Here is a 14,812-nt window from a genome sequence, read left to right as displayed (position 1 = left end):
CATGCACCTGTTGTCCACGCGCCCGGGCGGCCATGTCGAAGACGGCGGGCAGGGCATCGTGCGCGTGGAACAGACCCCCGGCGACATCGTGGTGCTCAGCGCGGCCGACACCACGCTCTCGCTGCTGGCCGACGCGGCCGCCGGCCTGGGCGACGACTTCCCCAGCGTGCGGCTCTGCAACCTGATGTGGCTGCGCCAGCCCGCGTCCACCGACATGTACGTGGACGACGTGCTGCGCCACGCGCGCGTGGTCGTCATCGACCACCTGGGCGCACCGAGCGACTGGGCCTACGTGGTGGAGCAGGCGGTCTCGCTGGCGGCGAAACACGGCCAGTGGCTGGCCCTGTTCTCGGGCGACAACGCGCAGGACCCGCAACTGCTGATGCGCAGCACCGCCGCGCCCGAGGACTGCGACCGGCTCTGGCGCTGCCTGCGCGAAGGCGGGCGCGACAACGCGTTGGCCTTCTTCTCGCTCATCGGCCACGCGGCCTTCGGCCGGGGTCCCCGGCCGCCACCACCCCGGCCCCTGCCGCCGGTGATGCCCTACACCCCGCAGGCCGCCGTACCCTGGCGCGCGGGCGCGCCGGTGGCGCTGCTGGTGTTCTACCGCGCGCACCTGCAGGCCGGCAACACGGCCGTGTTCGACGCCGTGCTCGCCGCCCTGGCCGAGGAAGGGCTCAACGCCCTCGCGGTGGCCGTGGACTCGCTGAAGAACCCGGACAGCCTGGCGCGCTGCAGGCCCTGGCCGCCGAGCGCGGCGTGGGTGTGGTGCTCAACGCCACCAGTTTCGCGGTGGCCTCGCTCGACGGTGAGAGCACCGAGGCGGTGGCGCTGGCCGGCGACGCCCCGGTGCTGCAGCTCATCACCGCCGGTTGCTCGCAGGAACAATGGCAGGCCGACCCGCACGGCCTGGCGCCACGCGACCTCGCCATGCAGGTGGTGCTGCCCGAGGTGGACGGCCGCATCGGCACGCGCGCCATCAGCTTCAAGGGCCTGGCCTGGCGCTGCGAGCGCACCGAGGTGGACGTGGTGCGCTACCAGCCCGAGCCCGAGCGCATCCGCTTCGTGGCCGAACTCGCGCGCCGCTGGTGCGCGCTGCGCGACAAGCCCCATGCCGACAAGCGCCTCGCGCTCATCCTCGCCAACTACCCCAACGACGACGCGCGGCTGGCGAACGGCGTGGGCCTGGACACGCCGGCTTCCACCGCGCTCATCCTGCGCGCCCTGCGCGACGCGGGGTACGCCACCGGCGAACTGCCCGAGGACGGCGACGCGCTCATGGCGCGGCTGGTGCAGGGCGTCACCAACGACACCGACGCCAACCACCACCGGCCGGCCGGCCAGAGCCTGGCGATGGCCGACTACCTGCGCGACTTCCAGACCTTGCCGCCCGAAAGCCAGGCCGCGGTGAACGCGCTCTGGGGCGCGCCCGAGCAGGACCCGATGCAACGCGGCGGCCGCTTCATGGTGCCCGGCCTGCGCCTGGGTCAGGTCTTCGTGGGCATCCAGCCCGCGCGCGGGCGCGACCTCGATCTCGTCGCCAGCTACCACGACGCCGACCTCGTGCCCACGCACGGCTACCTCGCCTTCTATTTCTGGCTGCGGCGCGCCTTCGCGGTGGACGCCGTGGTGCACGTGGGCAAACACGGCAACCTCGAGTGGCTGCCCGGCAAGAGCGTGGCCCTGGGCGCGGCCTGCTGGCCCGATGCCCTGCTGGGGCCGCTGCCGCACCTGTACCCCTTCATCGTCAACGACCCGGGCGAGGGCAGCCAGGCCAAGCGCCGCACGCAGGCGGTCATCATCGACCACCTCATGCCCGCGCTCACGCGCGCCGAGACCTACGGACCGCTGCAGGAACTCGAGCGCCAGATGGACGAGTTCTACGAGGCGCTCTCGCTCGACCCGCGCCGCGCCAGGCTGCTGCGCGAGGGCATCCTGGCGCAGGTGCTGAAGCACCAGCTGCACCGCGAGCTGGGCTTCCAGCCGCCGGCCGACGAGGCGCAGCGCGAACAGCTGCTCGCGAAGCTCGACGCCTACCTGTGCGAGATCAAGGAATCGCAGATCCGCGACGGCCTGCACATCCTCGGCCAGTCGCCGCAGGGCCGCCAGCGCACCGACACCCTGGTGGCGCTCGCGCGTTTCCCCGGCGGCCAGGCGGCAGGGCAGGGCAGCCTGCTGGTGGCGCTGGCGAACGACCTGGGCCTGGACGGCTTCGACCCGCTCAGCCCTGAATGGGCCGAGGCATGGGCCGGCCCCCGCCCCGAGGCGCTGCAAAGCCTGAGCGACGAGCCCTGGCGGCACGCCGGCCACACGCGCGAGCGGCTGGAGCTGCTGGCCGCCGCGCTGGTGGACCAGCACCTGGGTGCGGACGAAGCCCCACTCGATGCGCAGGCCTGGCCCCACACCGCCCCGGTGATCCAGCGCCTGAGGCAGACGCTCGCGCCCCGGCTCGACGCCTGCGGCCCGAACGAGATCGGCCAGCTGATGCGCGGCCTCGCGGGCCGGTTCGTGCCCGCCGGCCCGAGCGGCGCGCCCTCGCGCGGCCGGCCCGACGTGCTGCCCACCGGGCGCAACTTCTATTCGGTGGACACGCGCGCCGTGCCCACGCCCACGGCCTACGCCATGGGCGCGCTCGCGGCCGACCGCGTGATCGAGCGCCACCTGCAGGACCACGGCAGCTTCCCCACGGCGGTCGGCCTGTCGGTGTGGGGCACCAGCACCATGCGCACCGGCGGCGAGGACATCGGCCAGGCCTTCGCGCTGCTCGGTGTGCGGCCCAAGTGGGCGCCCGGCAGCAACCGGGTGGTGGACATCGAGGTGCTGCCCATCGCCGTCAAGAACCGGCCGCGCATCGACGTGACGCTGCGCGTCTCCGGCTTCTTCCGCGACGCTTTTCCCAACGTGATCGACCTGTTCGACACGGCGGTGCGCGCCGTTGCCGCGATCCCGGAAGACGACGAGCCGGACGAGGTGAACCCCATCCGCGCGCGGGTGCGGCGCGAGGCCGCCGAAGCGGTGGCGGCCGGCGCGGCGGACGAGGACGCGCAGCGTCGGGCCACCTGGCGCGTGTTCGGCCCGCGCCCCGGCGGCTACGGCGCCGGGCTGCAGGAGCTGATCGACAGCCGGCGCTGGAGCGACAACGCCGACCTCGCGCAGGCCTACCTGCGCGCCGGCGCCTTCGCCTACGGGCAGGACGGGCACGGCACGGCCGCGCGCGACGCCTTCGAGCAGCGCCTGGCGCGCGTGGACGCGGTACTGCACAACCAGGACAACCGCGAGCACGACATCCTCGACTCGGACGACTACTACCAGTTCCAGGGCGGCATGGCCTCGGCCGTGCAGCACCTGGCCGGCGCCCCCGCCGCGCTGTACCACGGCGACTTCAGCACGCCCGGCGCGCCGCGCGTGCGCACGCTCGGCGAGGAAGTGGCCCGCGTGGTGCGCGCGCGCGCCGTCAACCCCAAGTGGATCGACGGCGTGAAGCGCCACGGCTACAAGGGCGCGTTCGAGATCGCCGCCACCGTGGACTACCTGTTCGCCTTCGACGCCACCACCGGCGTGGTCGGCGACCACCAGTACGCGCTGGTGGCCGAGGCCTACCTGCACGACGACGCCACGCGCGCCTTCCTGCAGCAACACAACCCGCTGGCCCTGCGCGGCATCGGCGAGCGCCTGCTCGAAGCCATGCAGCGCGGCCTGTGGGCCGAGCCGGGCGAGCACCGCGAACGCATCGAACAGCACCTGCTGGCGCTGGAACAGACGCTGGAAGACCAAGGACCCTGAGCATGATGAACACCGCCGTTCCCGAACTGCAGGCCGCGTCCCCGGCGGCCTTTCCCTTCACCGCCCTGGTGGGGCATGGCGACCTGCAGCGCGCGCTGCTGCTCGCCGCCATCGACCCCGGCATGGGCGGGGTGCTCATCAGCGGCCCGCGCGGCACGGCCAAGTCCACCTCGGCGCGCGCGCTGGCCGCGCTGCTGCCGCAGGCGCCCTTCGTCACGCTGCCGCTGGCCGCCAGCCTGGAACAGCTGGTGGGCACGCTCAACCTCGAAGACGTGCTGCGCGACGGCCAGGTGCGCCTGGCGCCCGGCCTGGTGGCGCGCGCGCACGGCGGCGTGCTGTACGTCGATGAAGTCAACCTGCTGCCCGATGCGCTGGTGGACGCGCTGCTCGACGTGGCCGCCAGCGGCGTGAACACCGTCGAGCGCGACGGCGTCTCGCGCCAGCACGCCGCGCAATTCGTGCTGGTGGGCACCATGAACCCGGAAGAGGGCGAGCTGCGCCCGCAACTGCTGGACCGCTTCGGCCTCTCGGTGTCGCTCACCAACCCGGACGATGCCGCGCAGCGCCAGGCCATCGTGCGCGCGCGCCTGGCCTTCGATGCCGACCCGCAGGCGCTGCTGGCGCGGCACGCCGAGGCACAGGCGGCACTCGTGGCGCGCCTGGCCAGCGCGCGCGCCGCCCTGAACGGGTTGCCGTGGACCGACGCCGTGGTGCAGCACGCCGCGAACCTCGCGCTGGCCGCCGGTGTCGACGGCATTCGCGCCGACCTCGTCATGCTGCGCGCCGCGCGCGCCCTGGCCGCGCTGGAGCAGCGCGATGCGGTCAGCGTGGACGACGTGGACGCCGTGGCCGAACTCGCACTGGCGCACCGCCGCTCGCCCGACAGCGCCGCCCCGCCGGCCCCTCGCGCATCCAGCCCGCCAGCGGGTGGGCAGGGTGCTGCTCCGTCGAACGGGAGCGCCCCCGAAGGCGACTGGGGCGCGTTGCCACCGCAGCCCGAGGCCATGGCGCGGGTGAAACACACGGGGGCCTGGCCCCCAAAAAAAGCATGAGCCACCCCGGCCCGCGCGCGCCCACGGCGCCCGACGGTCGGCGGTGGCCCACCCCGAACCTCTCCCCGAAACCGAGCTTGGCCCGGCACGCGGCGCGTCCTGCCGAAACGGTGGGCGCCGGCATTCACTGGTTGCGCACGCTGGTGGCCAAGGGCCCGCAGCGCCTGGTGCCCGCGCACCTGCGCCACCAGACCGTGAGCCAGCGCGTGCCCCCGCTGCACCTGATCGCGCTCGACACCTCGGGCTCGATGCGCCGGGGCGGGCGGCTGGCCTGGGCCAAGGGTTTTGCCGCGCGCCTGATCGAGCAGGCCGCGCGCGCGGGCGATCACGTGGCGCTGCTGTGTTTCGGCGGCCAGGGCGTGCAGCTGCTGCTGCCACCCGGCCCGGCCCGTGCGGCCGGCAGCGCGCGCGTGCGGCCGGTGGGCGGGGGCGGCGGCACGCCGCTGTCGGCCTGCCTGCAGGAGGCCGATCGCCTGCTGCGCAAGGCCCAGCGGCAGCGCGGCGCGGCGGGCGGTGATTGCCTGTGGCTACTCACCGACGGCCGCACGCTCGAACAACCCACGGCCCCGCGCTCGGCGGGCCACATCGTCGTCGTGGATTTCGACGACCCCCTGCGGCCCCTGGGCCGGTGCGCGGCCTGGGCCGGGCGCTGGCACGCCGAACACCGCCTGCCGGCCTGACCACGCTGTCCACACCATGTCCCTGACACCCCTCACCGAAGTGATCGTCTGCACCACCTGCCGCCCACCCGGCGCCTCGCGCGACGAGCCCGCGGCCGGCGCGCTGCTGTTCGAGGCCGTGCTGGCCGCGCAAGGGCGCGACGCCGAACCCCTGGTGCGCGTGCGCGGCATGGCCTGCCTCAGCAGCTGCTCGCGCGCCTGCTCGGTGGCCTTTCAGGCGCCGGGCAAACACACCTACCTGTTCGGCGATCTGGTGCCCGATGCCGAGACGGCCGAGCACGTGCTCGTCTGCGCCGGCATGCACGCGGCCGCGAGCGACGGCAACCTGCTGCGCAACGAGCGGCCCGCGCGCCTGCGCAGCGGCATCCTCGCGCGCCTGCCGCCCAACCTCATGGTGTCCGACGCATGAGCCCTCGTTTCCTGCCGGAGCGCCGAAAGGCGCGGCGCCCCGGCTTCCTTGTTCGCACGCCTCAACCCTTCTTGAAATGGAGCACCACATGAATGGAACCAGCACCACGGCGCCCTCGGGCGTCACGTCCGCCGTGCGCAGCCTGCTGCTGCAACTGGCCGCCGCCGCCGCCCTCGGGCTGGTGGTTCTCTACGGCGTGGCGTTCGCCGAGAGCCCGGTCGCGCACAACGCGGCGCACGACGTGCGCCACGTGACGGTCAAACCCTGCCACTGAAGGAGCCGCCATCATGATTTTTCAAAGACTGATCTGGGCCAGCCTGGCTGTGGCTTTGGCCGTGGGCATCGTACAGACCGGTGTGCAGCAGCTCCAGGCCGTGCCCATCATCCTGGCCGCCGAGGTCTATGAAGACCAGAAGATCGAAGCGCCGGCCACCACCACCGAGGCCGCACCGGCCGGCCACGCCGGTCATGAGGGCCATGCCATGGCCGAGGAAGCCGAGGAATGGGCCCCGGCCGACGGCTTCGAGCGCACCGCCTGGACCTTCGCCGCCAACGTGCTGCACGCCTTCAGCATGGCGCTGCTGGTGTTCGCCGTGATGGGCGTGGCCCTGTGGCGCGGCACCACGCTGCGCGCGCTGCCGCTGGCCCTGGTGACCGCCGCCGCCGGCTGGCTGGTGTTCCACTTCTGGCCCTCGATCGGCCTGCACGCCGAGATCCCCGGCATGGACGCCGCCCGCCTGGGTTCGCGCCAGGGCTGGTGGATCCTGGCCGCCGTGAGCGCGGCACTGGCCTGTGCCTCCGTGGCGGGCCTCAAGAGCCCTCTGCGCTGGCTGCTGGCGGCTGCGCTGCTGGCCTTGCCCTACGTGGTCGGTGCGCCGCACATCACCGCCGACCCGCTGGCCGGTTTCCAGGGCGAAGCCCAGGCCGTGCTGCGCGACCTCGGCACCCAGTTCGTCTGGGCGACCACCTGGGTCTCGCTGACGTTCTGGCTCTGCATGGGCCTGGCCACCGGCCTGGCGTTCCAGCGCTGGGTGCAACCGATCCTGCGCGCCACCTTCGGCGAAGCCGGCAAGCTGCCGCAAGCGGCCTGACAGGGCGGTGGTCTGCCTGCCCGCGAGGACAGGCAGAATACCGCTCCCCTAAGTCGAAAGGACTATGAACATGACGACCATCACCGACACCGCCCCGCCGCAGGCCGCCAGCGCCGCGCAGCCCCTGCATTTCCACGCCAAACCCGCGCCCCAGCCCGCCACCGACGCCGGCACGGACGCCTGGCGCGTGGAAGACGTGCAGGCGCTGTTCGACCTGCCGTTCTCCGATCTGCTGCACCGCGCGCAGACCGTGCACCGCGAACACTTCGACCCCGCCGAGGTCGAGCTCGCGACGCTGCTGTCGGTGAAGACCGGCGGCTGTCCGGAAGACTGCGGTTACTGCCCGCAGTCGGTGCATTTCGACACCGGCCTCACCGCCGGCAAGCTCATGGGCTTGGACGCCGTGCGCGAGGCCGCGCAGCGCGCCAAGCAGGCCGGCGCCACGCGCTTCTGCATGGGCGCGGCCTGGCGCGCGCCGAAAGACCGCGACGTCGATGCCGTGGCCGAACTCGTGCGCACCGTCAAGGCCGAGGGCCTGGAGGCCTGTGCCACGCTGGGCATGCTGTCCGACGGCCATGCCGAGATCCTGCGCGACGCGGGCTTGGACTACTACAACCACAACCTCGACAGCGCGCCCGACTTCTACGGCGAGATCATCACCACGCGCGACTACCAGGACCGCCTGGACACGCTGGCGCGCGTGCGCGGCGCGGGCGTGAAGGTCTGCTGCGGCGGCATCGTGGGCATGGGCGAGTCGCGCCTGCAGCGCGCCGCGCTGGTGGCCCAGCTCGCCAACCTCGCGCCCGACTACCCCGAGTCGGTGCCGATCAACCACCTCGTGAAAGTGCAGGGCACGCCGCTGGCCGATCAGCCCGACCTGGACCCGCTGGAATTCGTACGCACCATCGCGGTGGCGCGCATCACCATGCCGCGCGCGCGGGTGCGCCTGTCGGCCGGGCGCCAGCAGATGAGCGAGGCGGTGCAGGCCCTGTGTTTCCTGGCCGGCGCCAACTCCATCTTCTACGGCGAGAAGCTGCTCACCACCGGCAACCCCGACGTGGCGGCCGACATGGGCCTGCTGGCCAAGCTGGGCCTGCGGCCGCGCCACGTGTCGGCCGACTGAAGCCACCGCGCATGCCCTCGCTCAACGAGACCTGGCGCCAACGCAGCCTCGCGGCGGTGTGGCACCCCTGCACCCAGATGAAGCTGCACGCGCCCGAGGGCGCGGCCTTGCCGCTGGTGCCGGTGGCGCGGGCCGAAGGGGTCTGGCTGCACGACCACGAGGGCCGGCGCTACCTGGACGCGATCAGCTCCTGGTGGGTCAACCTGTTCGGGCACAACCACCCGGCCATCCGCGCGGCGCTGGTGGATCAGTTGAATCGGCTGGACCATGTGATGCTGGCCGGCTTCACCCACGCGCCGGTGGTGGAGCTGTCCGAGCGCCTGTCCTCGGCCACCGGGCTGGGCCACGCCTTCTACGGCAGCGACGGCGCCAGCGCCACCGAGATCGCGCTCAAGATGAGCGCGCACCACTGGCGCAACGCGGGGCGGCCCGGCAAGAGCCGCTTCGTCGGGCTGGCGGGCGGTTACCACGGCGAGACCGTGGGCGCGCTGGCCGTGACCGACATCGCGCTCTTTCGCGAGGCCTATGCGCCGCTGGTGCGCCTGGCGGCCACGGTGCCCAGCCCCGATGCCCGCGCGGCGGCACCCGGCGAGTCCGCCGCCGAGGTGGCCGAGCGCGCCGCCAAGGCGCTGGCCGACTGGCTGGCCGAACACCATGAGGACACGGCGGCGCTGATCGTCGAGCCGCTGATCCAGTGCGCCGCCGGCATGGCGATGCACGATCCCCACTACCTGCGGCGCGCGCGCGAGCTGTGCGACCGCTACGAGGTGCACCTGGTGCTGGACGAGATCGCCGTCGGCTTCGGCCGCACCGGCACGCTGTTCGCGCACCAGCAGGCCGGCATCCGGGCCGACTTCCTGTGCCTCTCCAAAGGACTGACCGGGGGCACGCTGCCGCTGTCGGTGGTGCTCACCACCGACGAGGTCTACGCCGCCTTCTACGACGACCAGGTCGCGCGCGGTTTCCTGCACTCGCACAGCTACACCGGCAACCCGCTGGCCTGCCGCGCCGCGCTGGCCACGCTCGACCTGTTCGAACAGACCGACGCGCTGCGGCGCAACGTGACCACCGCCGAGCGGCTGGCCGCGCAGTTCGCGCCCCTCTCGGCGCACCCGCGCGTGCGCCACGCGCGCCGCCAGGGCATGGTCTTCGCGTGGGACGTGGCGCAGCAGCCTGCCCGACTTCGGCCGCCGCTACGCCCGCCACGCGCTGGACCGGGGGCTGGTGCTGCGGCCCATCGGCTCCACGCTGTACGCCATGCCGCCCTACGTGATCGACGAAGCCGAAGGCGACTGGCTGGCGCGGGGCGCGCTGGCCGCGTTGGAAGCCACGCTGGCGGAAGAGGCAACCGGCGCAAGCCTCGCTGGCATCGCGGAGGTGCGCGATGGCGTTTGACGGCTGCTTCGTCACCGGCACCGACACCGGCGTGGGCAAGACCCTGGTCAGCGCGGCCCTGCTGCACACGCTCGCGCGGCACCACCGCCGCGTGGTCGGCATGAAGCCGGTGGCGGCGGGCCTGATCGAGCACCAGGGGCAATGGGTCAGTGAAGACGTGCTGGCCTTGCGCGCGGCGTCCACGGTGGTGGTGCCAGCCGAACTCGACAACCCGGTGGCCCTGCCCGATGCCATCGCGCCCCACCTCGCGGCCGAGCGCGCGGGCCGCACCGTGACCGTGGCCGAACTGCTGGCCGCGCACCGCGCGCTGCGTGCGCAGGCCGACGTGGTGGTGGTCGAAGGCGCGGGCGGCTGGCGCGTGCCGGTCAACGACGACGAAACCCTGGCCGACCTCGCGCGCGCGATCGGCGCGCCGGTGGTGCTCGTGGTGGGCCTGCGCCTGGGCTGCCTGAACCACGCGCTGCTCACGGCCGAGGCGATCCGCGCCGACGGCCTCACGCTGGCAGGCTGGGTGCGCAACGCCATCGACCCCGACATGCCTTGCCGCGAAGAGAACATCGACACGCTGCGCCGCTGGCTGCCGGCACCGCTGCTGGGCCGCGTGCCCTGGCAGGCCGCCGCCCCGAAGGCCCATGACATTGCGCTGGAGCTGCCCCATGACCTGGTTGGATGAATTCGATGAGCGCCTGGCCGCGCTGGACGCGCAGTCGCTGCGCCGCCGCCGCCGCGAGGTGGTGCCGGCGCAGGGCGCGCGGTTGTGTGTCGACGGGGAGTCGCTGCTGGCCTTCTGCAGCAACGACTACCTCGGCCTGGCGCAGGACCCGCTGTTGCGCGAAGCGGTGCACGCCGCCGTGGACCGCTACGGCGTGGGGTCCGGCGCCTCGCCCATGGTCAGCGGCCACAGCGCGGCCAACGCGGCGCTGGAGCGCGAGCTCGCCCAGGCCGTGGGCCTGCCGCGCGCGCTCTATTTCTACGCGGGCTACGCCACCAACGCCAGCATCGTGCCGGCCCTGGTGGGCGAGGGCGATGCGCTGTTCTCCGACGCGCTGAACCACGCCTGCCTGATCGACGGCGCGCGCCTCTCGCGCGCCACGGTGCACCGCTACCCCCATGCCGACCTGGCGCGGCTCGACGCGCTGCTGGCGGCCAGCCCGGCGCGGCGCAAGCTGGTGATCAGCGACGCGGTGTTCAGCATGGACGGCGACGTCGCCGACATCGCGGCGCTGCACGCGCTGTGCGAACGGCACGACGCCTTGCTGCTGCTGGACGACGCGCACGGCTTCGGCGTGCTCGGGCCGCAGGGGCGCGGCGCCCTGGCCGCCGCCGGCCTGACCGGCCCGCAGGCCTCGCCGCGCGTGCTCTACATGCGCACGCTGGGCAAGGCCCTGGGCGTGGCCGGCGCCTTCGTGGCCGGCCCCGATCGCCTGGTGGAGTGGCTGCTGCAGAAAACCCGCAGCTACACCTACGCCACGGCCGCGCCCGCGCTGCTGGCCGAGGCGGTGCGCGCCGGCCTGCGCTGCGTGCTCGGCCCCGATGGCGACCGCCGCCGGCGGCATCTGCAGGCGCGCATCGCGCAACTGCGCGAAGGCCTGGCACCGGGGTCCGATGCCGCGCTCGACGCGGCCGGCTGGACCCTGATGCCCTCGGCCACCGCGATCCAGCCGCTGGTGATCGGCGACAACGCCGCCGCGCTGGCCGTGATGGCCGTGCTGCGCGAACAAGGGCTGTGGGTGCCCGCGATCCGCCCGCCCACCGTGCCGGCGGGCACCGCGAGGTTGCGCATCGCGCTCTCGGCCGCGCACCAGCCGGCGGACATTGACGCGCTGCTGCGCGCCCTGCGGATCGCCGCCGCCACCACGGTGGCGCTGCCGGCATGAGCTTCCCGATGGACCTCCCTCCTTGTCTGGCCCCGGCGTCCATTCTGGTGGCCCTGCTGGTGGACCGTTGCTGGGGCGAGCCGCCCGCGCGCTGGCACCCGGTGGTGGGGATGGGGCGCTACCTCGGGGCGCTGGGCCCGCGCATCGCGCCGGCCTGGGGCGCGCCCGCCGGCACGGTGCGGCCATTCGTGCTCGGGGCCTTGGCCTGGATGGCCGGAGCGCTGCTGGTGGTCGCCATCGCCTTCGCGCTGATGCGGTTGGTGAGCGGTGGGCCGGTGTGGTTGCAAGTCCTCGTCACGGGTCTGCTGCTCAAGCCCCTGCTGGCGTGGCGCATGCTGCGTCAGGAAGTGGTCGCGGTCGAGGCGGCGCTGGGCGAGTCCCTGGTGGCCGGGCGCGAGCGCCTGGGCTGGCTGGTGAGCCGCGACGTGGCCGCGCTGGACGAGGCGCAGGTGCGCGAGAGCGCCATCGAATCGCTGGCTGAAAACCTCAACGACTCGGTGGTGGCGCCGCTGTTCTGGTTCGCCATCGCCGGCCTGCCGGGCGCGGCGCTCTACCGCTTCGCCAACACCGCCGACGCCATGTGGGGCTACCGGGGTGAGCGCCAGGGCCGCGACTGGACCTGGGCCGGCAAATGGGCGGCGCGCGCCGACGACGTGCTCTCGTGGTTGCCCGCGCGCCTCACCGGGGTCCTGCTGGGCTTTCTGGGCGCTTTCCGGGGCTGGCGCGCGCTGCCGGCGCAGGCGCGACGCACACCGTCGCCCAACAGCGGCTGGCCCATGGCCGCGATGGCGCTCGCGCTGAATGTGCGCCTGGGCAAACCGGGTGTCTATGCGTTGAACGCCGAGGGTCGCAGCCCTGAGGCCACCGATACCGCGCGGGCCCTGCAACTGGCGGGCGGGGTGGTACAAGCCTTGGCGGGCGGGGCCGTGTTGTGGGCCGCGTTCGCCTGGGGGAACACCGCATGACGCACGCACAGTCGACTTTCCACGGAGGCCCCGACGCGCTGGGCGTGCCGACCTGGGACTTCTCCACCAACGCCAACGCCTGCGGGCCCTGTCCTCCCGCGCAGGCCAAGGTGCTGCGGGCCGATGCGCGGCACTACCCCGACCCGGCCTACACCGCCTTGCGCGCATCGCTCGCGGCCTTCCACGCGGTGGCGGTCGAGCGCATCGTGATCGCCGGCAGCGCCAGCGAATTCATCGGCCGCATCACCGCCTGGGCGGCGCGCGAAGGCGGCCGGCGCGTCTGGCTGCCCGCGCTGGCCTACGGCGATTACGCCCGCGCGGCCAGTGCCTGGCGGCTGGAGCGCACGCCGGACCCGGCCCAGGCCGATCTGGCCTGGCTGTGCGAGCCGGCCAGCCCGCTGGGCCAGGCCGAGCCCCGGGCGCGCGCCGTGGCCGCGTCGGGCGCTGCCACGGTCGTGCTGGACCGCGCCTACGAACCCCTGCGCCTGAGCGGGCAGGGCAGCCTCGACCCGGAGGTCCTGGACCGGGTCTGGCAGCTCTGGACCCCCAACAAGGCGCTGGGCCTCACGGGCGTGCGCGGCAGCTACGCCATCGCCCCGGTGGGCGGGGAAAGCAGGGCGCGCGCGCTCGATCGGCTCGCGCCTTCGTGGCCGCTCGGCGCGCACGCCGTGGCCCTGCTCGAGGCCTGGACATCGCCCGACGCGCAGGCCTGGGTGGCGCAGACCCGGCCCACGCTGGCCCGTTGGACGGGCGACCTGCGGGCCTTGCTGGCCGGCCTGGGGTGGGCCGTGCAAGCCAGCGACGCACCTTATTTCTGTGCCACGCCACCGCAGGCACTGGACGCACCGGCCCTGCGCTCGCAAGGCATCAAGCTGCGCGACGCCAGCTCGTTCGGCCTGCCCGGCCAATGGCGCCTGAGTGCCCAGCCACCCGAGGCGCAGGCGGCCTTGCGCGCGGCCCTGGCGGCGCAAGAGGAGCGCGTGGCATGACGGCGCGTTGCGTGATGGTGCTGGGCACGACCAGCGGCGCGGGTAAGAGCTGGCTCACCACGGCGCTGTGCCGGCACTACGCGCGTATGGGGCTCAAGGTCGCTCCGTTCAAGGCGCAGAACATGAGCAACAACGCCCGGGTGGTTGAAGGCGGGGAGATCGGTTCAGCGCAGTACTTCCAGTCGCTCGCCGCGCGCGCCGAGCCCGAGGTGCGCATGAACCCGCTGCTGCTCAAGCCCGAAGCCGACACGCGCAGCCAGGTGGTGCTGATGGGGCAGGTGAACGAAGCCCTGTCCGGCATGCCCTGGCGCGGGCGCAGCCTGCACGTGTGGCCGCAGATCGCCGCCGCGCTCGATGAGCTGCGCGAGGAGAACGACGTGGTGGTGATCGAAGGCGCGGGCTCGCCGGCCGAGATCAACCTGCACGCCAGCGACATCGTGAACATGCGCGTGGCCCTGCACGCGCAGGCGCGCTGCCTGCTCGTGACCGACATCGACCGGGGCGGCGCCTTCGCCCACCTCTACGGCACCTGGGCCTTGCTGCCGCCCGAGGAGCGCGCGCTCATCCACGGCTTCGTGCTCAACAAGTTCCGCGGCGACGCCAGCCTGCTCGCTCCCGCGCCGCAACAGCTGCAGGAGCTCACCGGCGTGCCCACGGTGGCGGTGCTGCCCATGTGGTGGCAGCACGGCCTGCCGGAGGAAGACGGTGTGTTCGACGACCGCACGCGCGCCTCGGGCGCCGTGAGCCGGACCGTGGCGGTGATCGCCTACCCGCGCATCAGCAACCTCGACGAATTCCAGCCGCTCAAGAACGTGCCCGGCGTGCGGCTGGTGTGGGCGCGCGCGCCGGCCGATTGCGCCGGGGCCGACTGGATCGTGCTGCCGGGCAGCAAGGCCACCGCATCCGATCTCGCGTGGCTGCGGTCGCAGGGGCTGGACCGCGCCATTGCCGCGCATGCCGCGCAGGGCGGGGCGGTGCTGGGCGTGTGCGGCGGTTTGCAGATGCTGGGCGAGGCGCTGATCGACACGCACGGCATCGACGGCAACGCACCCGGCCTGGGCCTGCTGCCGCTGGTGACGCAGTTCGAGCCGCAGAAGACCGTGCGCCACACCCGGACCCGCTTCGGCCGCCTCACCGGCGCGTGGGCCGCGCTCTCGGGCGTGGACGCGGCGGGTTACGAGATCCACCACGGCCAGACGCTGCCGCACGCGGCCATGGCCGCCGCCGGCGACCTGGCGCGCGAAGCGCTGCCCGCTGGCCTGGGCTGGCAGAACGCGCAGGGCAACGTGCTCGGCGTCTACCTGCACGGCCTGTTCGAAGACCCGCGCGTGCTGCACGCGCTGTTTGGCGCCACCGCGCCCACGCTGGAGACCGTGTTCGACGGCCTAGCCGATTTCCTTGCCACCCACATCGAGCCTCGCGTGCTCGACCAACTCATCGGGAACTGA

The 14,812-nt window shown here is 73.5% G+C and carries 11 protein-coding genes and 2 pseudogenes; all 13 read left to right on the top strand.

The features are described from left to right. Window position 1: 1 nt before the first annotated feature. The 13 genes and pseudogenes from cobN (at window position 2) to ACFJI0_RS13185 (ending at window position 14,812) form a co-directional block, all read left to right on the top strand. Window positions 2-3,783, top strand: a pseudogene (cobN, locus tag ACFJI0_RS13245) (cobaltochelatase subunit CobN). A 5-nt stretch (window positions 3,784-3,788) separates the two neighbouring features. Continuing rightward, window positions 3,789-4,835, top strand: coding sequence for an ATP-binding protein (locus ACFJI0_RS13240; RefSeq protein ID WP_382325637.1), 1,047 nt, complete (start codon window positions 3,789-3,791; stop codon window positions 4,833-4,835). A 110-nt stretch (window positions 4,836-4,945) separates the two neighbouring features. Then, window positions 4,946-5,515, top strand: a complete 570-nt coding sequence (locus tag ACFJI0_RS13235) for a VWA domain-containing protein (protein WP_382325454.1) — start codon at window positions 4,946-4,948, stop codon at window positions 5,513-5,515. 16 nt (window positions 5,516-5,531) lie between these two features. Next, complete coding sequence (locus ACFJI0_RS13230; RefSeq protein ID WP_382325452.1) at window positions 5,532-5,924, top strand: DUF1636 domain-containing protein; 393 nt, start codon at window positions 5,532-5,534, stop codon at window positions 5,922-5,924. Between the two features lie 88 nt (window positions 5,925-6,012). Next, window positions 6,013-6,198 (top strand): CbtB domain-containing protein, encoded by a 186-nt coding sequence (locus tag ACFJI0_RS13225; RefSeq protein WP_382157056.1) that lies wholly within the window; start codon window positions 6,013-6,015, stop codon window positions 6,196-6,198. A gap of 13 nt (window positions 6,199-6,211) precedes the next feature. Then, a complete protein-coding gene (locus tag ACFJI0_RS13220) occupies window positions 6,212-7,015 on the top strand; it encodes a CbtA family protein (RefSeq protein WP_382325450.1) in 804 nt (267 codons plus the stop codon). A 70-nt stretch (window positions 7,016-7,085) separates the two neighbouring features. Then, window positions 7,086-8,138 (top strand): biotin synthase BioB, encoded by a 1,053-nt coding sequence (gene bioB / locus ACFJI0_RS13215; protein WP_382325448.1) that lies wholly within the window; start codon window positions 7,086-7,088, stop codon window positions 8,136-8,138. A gap of 11 nt (window positions 8,139-8,149) precedes the next feature. Further along, a pseudogene (gene bioA, locus ACFJI0_RS13210) lies at window positions 8,150-9,533 on the top strand (adenosylmethionine--8-amino-7-oxononanoate transaminase). Further along, on the top strand, window positions 9,523-10,206 hold the full coding sequence (gene bioD / locus ACFJI0_RS13205; protein ID WP_382325446.1) for a dethiobiotin synthase: 684 nt from the start codon (window positions 9,523-9,525) through the stop codon (window positions 10,204-10,206). The pseudogene bioA and the gene bioD overlap by 11 nt, the downstream one beginning before the upstream one ends. Next, on the top strand, window positions 10,190-11,410 hold the full coding sequence (locus ACFJI0_RS13200) for an aminotransferase class I/II-fold pyridoxal phosphate-dependent enzyme (protein WP_382325444.1): 1,221 nt from the start codon (window positions 10,190-10,192) through the stop codon (window positions 11,408-11,410). The genes bioD and ACFJI0_RS13200 overlap by 17 nt, the downstream gene beginning before the upstream one ends. Next, a complete protein-coding gene (cbiB, locus tag ACFJI0_RS13195; protein WP_382325442.1) occupies window positions 11,407-12,375 on the top strand; it encodes an adenosylcobinamide-phosphate synthase CbiB in 969 nt (322 codons plus the stop codon). Before ACFJI0_RS13200 ends, cbiB begins: the two co-directional genes overlap by 4 nt. Next, window positions 12,372-13,364, top strand: coding sequence for an aminotransferase class I/II-fold pyridoxal phosphate-dependent enzyme (locus tag ACFJI0_RS13190; RefSeq protein WP_382157070.1), 993 nt, complete (start codon window positions 12,372-12,374; stop codon window positions 13,362-13,364). Before cbiB ends, ACFJI0_RS13190 begins: the two co-directional genes overlap by 4 nt. Beyond that, window positions 13,361-14,812, top strand: coding sequence for a cobyric acid synthase (locus tag ACFJI0_RS13185; RefSeq protein ID WP_382325440.1), 1,452 nt, complete (start codon window positions 13,361-13,363; stop codon window positions 14,810-14,812). The genes ACFJI0_RS13190 and ACFJI0_RS13185 overlap by 4 nt, the downstream gene beginning before the upstream one ends.

The sequence above is a fragment of the Hydrogenophaga sp. UC242_53 genome (genome assembly GCF_042696965.1).
Taxonomy (GTDB): domain Bacteria; phylum Pseudomonadota; class Gammaproteobacteria; order Burkholderiales; family Burkholderiaceae_C; genus Hydrogenophaga.
Note: the sequence above shows the minus strand (reverse complement) of the source record. Positions and strands in the feature narration are given on the sequence as shown.

Coding starts and splice junctions, on each gene's coding strand:
- ACFJI0_RS13220 (WP_382325450.1), top strand. CDS start 6,212: ATGATTTTTCAAAGACTGATCTGGGCCAGCCTGGCTGTGGCTTTGGCC.
- ACFJI0_RS13230 (WP_382325452.1), top strand. CDS start 5,532: ATGTCCCTGACACCCCTCACCGAAGTGATCGTCTGCACCACCTGCCGC.
- ACFJI0_RS13200 (WP_382325444.1), top strand. CDS start 10,190: ATGACCTGGTTGGATGAATTCGATGAGCGCCTGGCCGCGCTGGACGCG.
- ACFJI0_RS13185 (WP_382325440.1), top strand. CDS start 13,361: ATGACGGCGCGTTGCGTGATGGTGCTGGGCACGACCAGCGGCGCGGGT.
- ACFJI0_RS13190 (WP_382157070.1), top strand. CDS start 12,372: ATGACGCACGCACAGTCGACTTTCCACGGAGGCCCCGACGCGCTGGGC.
- bioB (WP_382325448.1), top strand. CDS start 7,086: ATGACGACCATCACCGACACCGCCCCGCCGCAGGCCGCCAGCGCCGCG.
- ACFJI0_RS13240 (WP_382325637.1), top strand. CDS start 3,789: ATGAACACCGCCGTTCCCGAACTGCAGGCCGCGTCCCCGGCGGCCTTT.
- bioD (WP_382325446.1), top strand. CDS start 9,523: ATGGCGTTTGACGGCTGCTTCGTCACCGGCACCGACACCGGCGTGGGC.
- cbiB (WP_382325442.1), top strand. CDS start 11,407: ATGAGCTTCCCGATGGACCTCCCTCCTTGTCTGGCCCCGGCGTCCATT.
- ACFJI0_RS13225 (WP_382157056.1), top strand. CDS start 6,013: ATGAATGGAACCAGCACCACGGCGCCCTCGGGCGTCACGTCCGCCGTG.